Source organism: Echinicola sediminis (assembly GCF_054777495.1).
The window spans coordinates 23,881-30,486 of record NZ_BAAHAP010000068.1; the positions used below are offsets into that span (position 1 = coordinate 23,881).

The following is a 6,606-nucleotide window of genomic DNA, read 5'->3' on the forward strand; positions in this document are numbered from 1 at the left end:
TCTGTTAAGCATGATCTTTCAGTTAAACAGTTAAACAAGCAGTTTTGTCCCGCATAGCGGGCCAGCTGCCTAAACAGTTAAACCCGCTCTACCCAATATCTCAAAGCAAAGGATTCGACATGCTCAATACGCCTGTTTCGGGTTAACTTACATTAGGTAATTAAGTTATTCGGCAGTGCCTTCGCCGAAACGATCCCTCATTTAGAATTCCTAATTCGGAATTCATCATTCAAAATTGTTCTTCTTTCGGCCTTCAGCTTTTGGCCTTTGGCATAAAATAGTTATTTGAGAATTAGGTTATTTAGTTACTGGTGGTTTCGTAGTTCAGATCAATTCCGCATTCATTATTAATTATTCGAGATTCTTCATTCGGAATTAGTACATCTTTCGGCATTTGGCCTTCAGCATTTGCCAGGAATCAGTTATTGGGAAATTAGGTCATTTGGTTACTGATGAATCCCGTGTTTTCTACATTTTTCTAGTTGGCATCGATGATGTCCTGGGATACCAATTTATAGATTTCGGCAAGCTGTTCATTGTAATTGAGGAACTGATGGTGCAAGTCCAGCACGTTGAGGTCCCCGCGGGAAGCCGGGCCGGTCTGGGCGGATTTGGCTCCAATTTCCAGCGTTTTGCTGATCTGCTCTATGATCAAGGGCTGTAGCATTTCAAAGTCCAGCCCTTGTCGGCGCATGATGTCTTCGGAAATGCGGATCATATGGTTGGTGAAATTGCTGGCAAAGACCGCGGCCACATGCAGGGCTTTTCTGTCTTTTGACTTGACCACATAATAATTGGGACTGATGCTTTTGGCGAGTTTTTTCAGTTTTTGGAGGGTGGTTTGGTCATCTGATTCCAGCAGGAAGGGGACGTCCTCCATATCCAACGCCCTTGACTTGCTAAAACTCTGGAGTGGATACAGTATGCCCGTAAAGCTGGCAGAGCTATAGCTGAGGGTTTCCAGGGGCATGCTGCCCGAGGTATGGACCAAAATGCTGTTTTCAGGCAGGATGATTTCATCGGCAATCAGGGAGATGGCGTGGTCACTGACGGCCAGGATATAGATCTCCGCCTCACTTTCCGAAAAGTCCAGATCCGTTTTAGCTTCCGCCGTATAAAGCTGGTTGATGATTTTTTGTGCACGGTGTGGATCTCGGCTGTAGATTTCCGTGATGGTATGTCCCGCATTTTCCAGGGCAGGAGCCAAATGCCAAGCCACATTGCCCGTTCCTATTACCGCAATTTTGAAATTCCCCATGGAAGCAAAGCGTTTAAAAGTTTCAAGGCATCTAATTTACCATTTTCAATTTATTCACCAATAAACGTCACTGCGACATCCTCTTTCGTTGGGCCTGCCTTCGGTAGATTGGGCGCAGTGACGTTTCCTGTCAATGGTAGTGAGGCGAAGTGATCCCAATGGGCTGTAACTGTACATCAGAGGAGATCAATATGGAAGCGTTTCTAGGGATATTGCCGGAAATCTTATTCGAGTCCTTTGTCCCGCATTTTCATAAACTCATCATAGCGGCGGTAGATGGCCACGCCAAAGCCAATCAACATGATGATGGTTCCCATCCACAGGACGTTGATATGGGGCTTTACCAGTGCTTTCATTACCACGTAGTCTTTTTGGTAACGGTTGGTTTTGAAGATGAATTGATTGCTCTCCGGACTGATATTGTCTACTTGGACTTTTACACCCAAATCATAATTTACCGTAGGAATCCTGCCGACCTGATTGCCCCTGATCAAGAAGATGGGTTCCAGGGGGATTTGTTTGTCATGGTCCTGTACCAACAGTTTTGCTTTTACGGCGATATCCCCTTCCTGAAGATCTACTCCTTCCACTTCATTGAGGACCTCGCCGCCTTCAAAAGAGGTGACATAATCCCCTAAGTGGAACTGCTCTCCCGGGGTCACTTCATAGACTTCATCGTCGCCCCATTCCGGATCACCGTAGTTGTTGATGGCAGAAATGTGTGTATAAAGATCTTTGTCGAAGAAATGCTTGGAATCAGGAGATGAGATCAGCCCCATGGTCGGGTTGGGCTGGGACATTGGGAAAAGGGTAAACTGCAGCTGTTGGTCCTTATAATACTCTATCTCAAAATAGCTGTTTTCCTCCAGGACGATGTCCACTTTGTCCCCTTTTTGGTGATAGGTTTTTCCATCCACCACAATGTCTTCCAAGGCGATGGCCTCGTTTTGCCTGTCTGTGGATTCCAACTTATTTACGTTGACATAGCCGGGTACGCCTTTCAGCTTTTTGTTGCGGCCACGGTACACCACTTCATAGTTTTTCATCTGAAGGGGCTGGTTGATCCATAGCAGGACATTTTCCTTGTTCAGCTCATCTTCCCAATCGCGCTTGTAGGTAAGGCCGGACATATTGATGGAAATCACATCAGAATATCCGGAGGAAAACATCACCCCGATAAGGATAAGGCCAAGCCCGATGTGGGCAAGTGATCCCCCCGCCAGTTTAAAGGTGGATTTTTTGAGGAGCTGGATAAGAATGGTGGCATTGGCCACGACCGTAAAGGTCCCCGCCATGACGATGACCATATAGGTGATGTTCCAGACCTTGGCGATGGTAATGATGGCCGCGGCAAGCAGCAATGAAATGATATAAGGTGTAGCCAGCGCACTTTTTAGCGCTGCTTTGTCCATTTTTTTCCACCAGAAGAACTGGCCTACTGCTGTTAGCAAGGCAACCACCACACCAAACCACAGTTGGAATTTGGTATAGAACTCCACTTGATCCGCAGGAGGGGCCATATTGGAAATCCCTCCAAAACTCTCGATGATCGCGTTGTAGACGGGTATAGAGGTAGGCAGGATCACCTGAAAGGCCATAAGGCCCAGGGTCGTTGCCCCAATGAAAATCCAGAATTCACGGGAATAGACGGAAGCTTCTTTTTCGGAAGTAGGGATGTTTTTCCAAGACCTTGCCGAGAAGAAGATGGCGACAAACATAAAAAAGAAAAGGTAAATCAACAGCTGGCCTGACAGCCCAAGGTCGGTAAAAGAATGGACGGAAGTGTCCCCCAAGACGCCGCTCCTCACCAAGAAGGTGGCATACAGCACCAGAATAAACTGAAGAATGACCAAGACAATGGAAGTCTTCAGGGCGGTGCTACTTTTCTTAAAGGTGATCATGGTGTGGATAGAAGCCACGATGATCAGCCAAGGTACATAGGAGGCATTTTCCACAGGGTCCCAGTTCCAGTATCCGCCAAAGTTGAGCGTGACATAAGCCCAGTAAGCTCCCATGATAATCCCCATGCCCAAGATCAGGGCCGAGAAGATGGTCCAAGGGAGTGCAGGACGGATCCATTCCTTAAACCTTCCTGTCCAAAGTCCGGCCATCAAGTAGGCAAATGGGATCAGGGTAGAAGCATATCCAAGGAACAGTGTAGGAGGGTGGATCACCATCCAAATGTTTTGAAGCAAAGGGTTAAGTCCGGTGCCGTCTTCCGGTACAAAGTCCGGATTCATCTGAAAGATCGGAGCGTTTGCTACATCCCTCAGTAGGATAAAAGGCGAGCTGCCTATTTTCAGATCTCCAATCACAACCCCTAGGATCATGGAAACCAAAAAAGCCTGTACCAGGGAGAAAACCACCATGACCGGGCCCTCCCAGGATTTGTTGGTATGGATCAAGAAAAGTCCCAGTATAACATCCCAAAATATCCAAAGGATAAAACTCCCCTCCTGGCCTTCCCAGAAACTGGAAATCATATAATGTACCGGAAGAGCACGGGAGGCGTGGGAGTAAGCGTAGAAATATTCGAAACGGAAGTTATAGATGATGTTAAAAAGCACCACGGCTATGGAAACCGCGGATATGGCATGGATATAAAAGAAAATCCTGCTGAACTTTCTCCAGGAGGCTTTTTCTGTTTCGGGAACTGTAGTGTATTGGTAATAAGAGTAGGCCGTGACAATGGAACTCACAAAAGCCAGAATCACCATGAAATGGCCCAGGTTACCTATAAAGGTATTGATCATAATCTAAGGGGAAATCGTATTGAGCAAATAGGTTTTAACCGATGGCTAACGGGATGCGGAAACATCCCTGAACTCGTTGTCCTGGTATTTGGACGGACATTTCATCAGGATTTTATCTGCCACAAACATTTGATTGTTTTTATATGCGCCGATGACGACCACCTGTTCGGAGCGGGTAAAATCTGCAGGCACAGGCTCGTTATAATAGACCTGTTGTTCAGTTCCGTCATTGTCCACCATGGTAAAGGTAAAGGAAGTTTTGTCCTCGCTCACTTCCAGTCCGGTTACCGTGCCTGTGAGGTCTTTTTTCAATTGACCTACCACGTGAATTGGGTCATCGTCTCCGTCTTCTGCCATGGATTTGGCAGTGGAGAAGCTTTCATAAGAACTGGCATCTCCTATGGACGAAATGATGATCATAATAGCTACGGCAATAATGCCCAAGCCTATAATATGTCCTTTTTTCATGCGTTTTAAATTGCTTATCCATGACCTTTATTTCCCGAACAGGGAGAGGCCATTGATAGTTGGTTTACAGACCTAACGCAAAACCCTTTTTGAGGTTTTGAATTAGCTTTTAAATTCTTTTTCCAGGCGGGATAATTTCTTATCGGTACTTATTAAGTAAACCAATATACCCCCCATAACAATTCCAATAACACCGACCAAAACGTAGATTTTTCCGTTGGCTCTCATCTCGTCAGCCATTTCTACGCTGTAGTTTTGGTAATCTTCACTTTTAATCTCTTTTTTTTCCTGTGCCATCACCTGAAGGCTGATGAAAAGCAGGAAAACCACTAGCCACTTTTGCATTTATAGTTGATTGATGAGTTTGTCTTCTAATTTTCTTTCCAGTCTTTTTGCCCGGATCCGGAGGTTGGAAAGCCAGGTTCCCAGCAGCGTCCATGCAATAATGGAGGGGTAAAAGACCAGCCGCAGTTTACTGTCCAGATCGTAGGCGTTAAAACCGGGGTTGCCACCATTGCCTGGGTGGAGACTGTCGGTAAGACGCGGCAAAATAAAGACCAAGGGGATAAATGCCGCAAAGGCAAAGACATTATATACCGCACCTATGCGGGCCCTTTGGTGTACATCGGTCAGGGAATTTCTGAGAATAAGGTAGGCAAAGTAAATCAGCAGGCCTATGGCTGCAGCATTTTGCTTGGGGTCTCCGCTCCAGTAATCTCCCCAGGTGAATTTGGCCCATAGCATTCCGGTGATGATGCCAAGTATACCGAACAATATCGCAGAATTGGTAAATTCTATAGCGATATCGTCATGCTGTAATTTTCCTGACCGCAGGTATTTGATGCTGTACACGACGGCCACGACCAGCATGATGATCATGCCGAACCACATGGTGACATGAAAATAGAGGGCTCTGATTGTTTCGTTGAGAATGGGTAATCTGGGTACTTCTAAGAGAAGGCCGGCGACAATCGTATAAGCTAAGAGTATGATCGCCAATACTTTCCACCAATATGCTCGCATTGTAGTTCTTTTGCTATTCAAGTGCAAAAGTAAGGTATAAGTTCCTCATTTTCGACCTTTTCGTGAAAAAGTTGCACAAGGCAGGGAGGGAGACCCTGCAGGGCAATGGTTTGAAAGGAGTATCATCAATGCCTTGGGAAACAGGCCTGTCAGCTCCTCCACAAGTAAGGGAAAAGGATATACGCGGTGACTGCTATGATGGCATTGATGGCCATGAGCGTCATCAGTTTATCGATGCTTACGCCCCTGTCCAGTCCGTCTATGGCATTTTTGGAGATTTTTATGGCCATAAGCAAAATGGGAATGATGATAGGGAAGCTCAGGATCGCCATAAGGGTGGCGTTGTTGCTGGCTTTGGAGGCGATCCCCGAGACCATGGTAAGGCAGGCCGAAAAGCCGACAGCCCCGAGGAGCAAATTCAGGATAAAGAGTCCCTGGTCATCGACAGGGTTGCCCAGGATAATGCCAAATACACCGTAACCCAACAGGGCCAAAACCAAGGTGAGCAGGGTGTTGTAAATGATTTTTGAAAGGATAATGGCTTCGGGGGAGGCGATCATATAATAATAAAGCTGTCTTCCCTGATGCTCCTGCACAAAACTTTTGGCCACGGCATTGACCGCGGAAAAGAGGATGATGATCCAATAAAGGGCGTTCCAAGTGGGGATGGAGATGTTTCCCTGTTTGGCCCCTACACTGAGGTAGGTGATGAATACCGCACTGACCACATAAAGCAAGATGCCGTTGAGTGCGTATTTTTGGCGCCATTCCAGCGTGATTTCTTTTTTGATCAGTACAAGGACTTCATTCCACATAGTGCTGCAAATATAGTAAAAGAAGCGGGAGCGGGGCGAAGTCGTTGGTTTTTGATTAAGTACGAAGTATAAAGTACGATGTACGAAGTGGGAAGTTTGAAGGGGCGAAGTCGTTAGTTTTGTTGAATAGGGAATGGAGAATGATGAATGTCGAATGATGAATTGGGGATGCGGTTCCATCGGGGGATGGGGAATAGCCTAATAACTTAATAACCTAATAACCCAGTTTCTCGATTTAGGTACGAAGTATAAGGTACGAGGTACGAAGAGGGGAGAATGGAGGGGCGAA

6 protein-coding genes are annotated in these 6,606 nt (G+C 46.3%); all 6 read right to left on the reverse strand.

Features of this window, described 5'->3' with window-relative positions:
- Positions 1 to 478 precede the first annotated feature (478 nt).
- The 6 genes from ACYVAA_RS16205 to ACYVAA_RS16230 all read right to left on the reverse strand — a co-directional run bounded on the left by ACYVAA_RS16205 (position 479) and on the right by ACYVAA_RS16230 (position 6,317).
- The gene (locus tag ACYVAA_RS16205; RefSeq protein WP_460543630.1) at positions 479 to 1,258 is read right to left on the reverse strand and encodes a Rossmann-like and DUF2520 domain-containing protein; all 780 of its coding nucleotides are present in this window, start codon (positions 1,256 to 1,258) and stop codon (positions 479 to 481) included.
- 224 nt (positions 1,259 to 1,482) lie between these two features.
- A complete protein-coding gene (ccsA, locus tag ACYVAA_RS16210; protein WP_460543633.1) occupies positions 1,483 to 4,011 on the reverse strand; it encodes a heme lyase CcmF/NrfE family subunit in 2,529 nt (842 codons plus the stop codon).
- Between the two features lie 45 nt (positions 4,012 to 4,056).
- Positions 4,057 to 4,479 carry a cytochrome c maturation protein CcmE domain-containing protein gene (locus tag ACYVAA_RS16215; protein ID WP_460543635.1) on the reverse strand — a complete coding sequence of 141 codons (423 nt, stop codon included), beginning with the start codon at positions 4,477 to 4,479 and terminating at the stop codon, positions 4,057 to 4,059.
- 102 nt (positions 4,480 to 4,581) lie between these two features.
- A complete protein-coding gene (locus ACYVAA_RS16220) occupies positions 4,582 to 4,824 on the reverse strand; it encodes a CcmD family protein (protein ID WP_460543637.1) in 243 nt (80 codons plus the stop codon).
- Positions 4,825 to 5,529, reverse strand: coding sequence for a cytochrome c biogenesis protein CcsA (ccsA, locus tag ACYVAA_RS16225; RefSeq protein ID WP_460543639.1), 705 nt, complete (start codon positions 5,527 to 5,529; stop codon positions 4,825 to 4,827). It lies immediately after the preceding gene.
- A 122-nt stretch (positions 5,530 to 5,651) separates the two neighbouring features.
- Positions 5,652 to 6,317: a heme exporter protein CcmB gene (locus ACYVAA_RS16230; RefSeq protein WP_460543642.1), complete on the reverse strand. Its 666-nt coding sequence runs from the start codon at positions 6,315 to 6,317 to the stop codon at positions 5,652 to 5,654.
- Positions 6,318 to 6,606 lie beyond the last annotated feature (289 nt).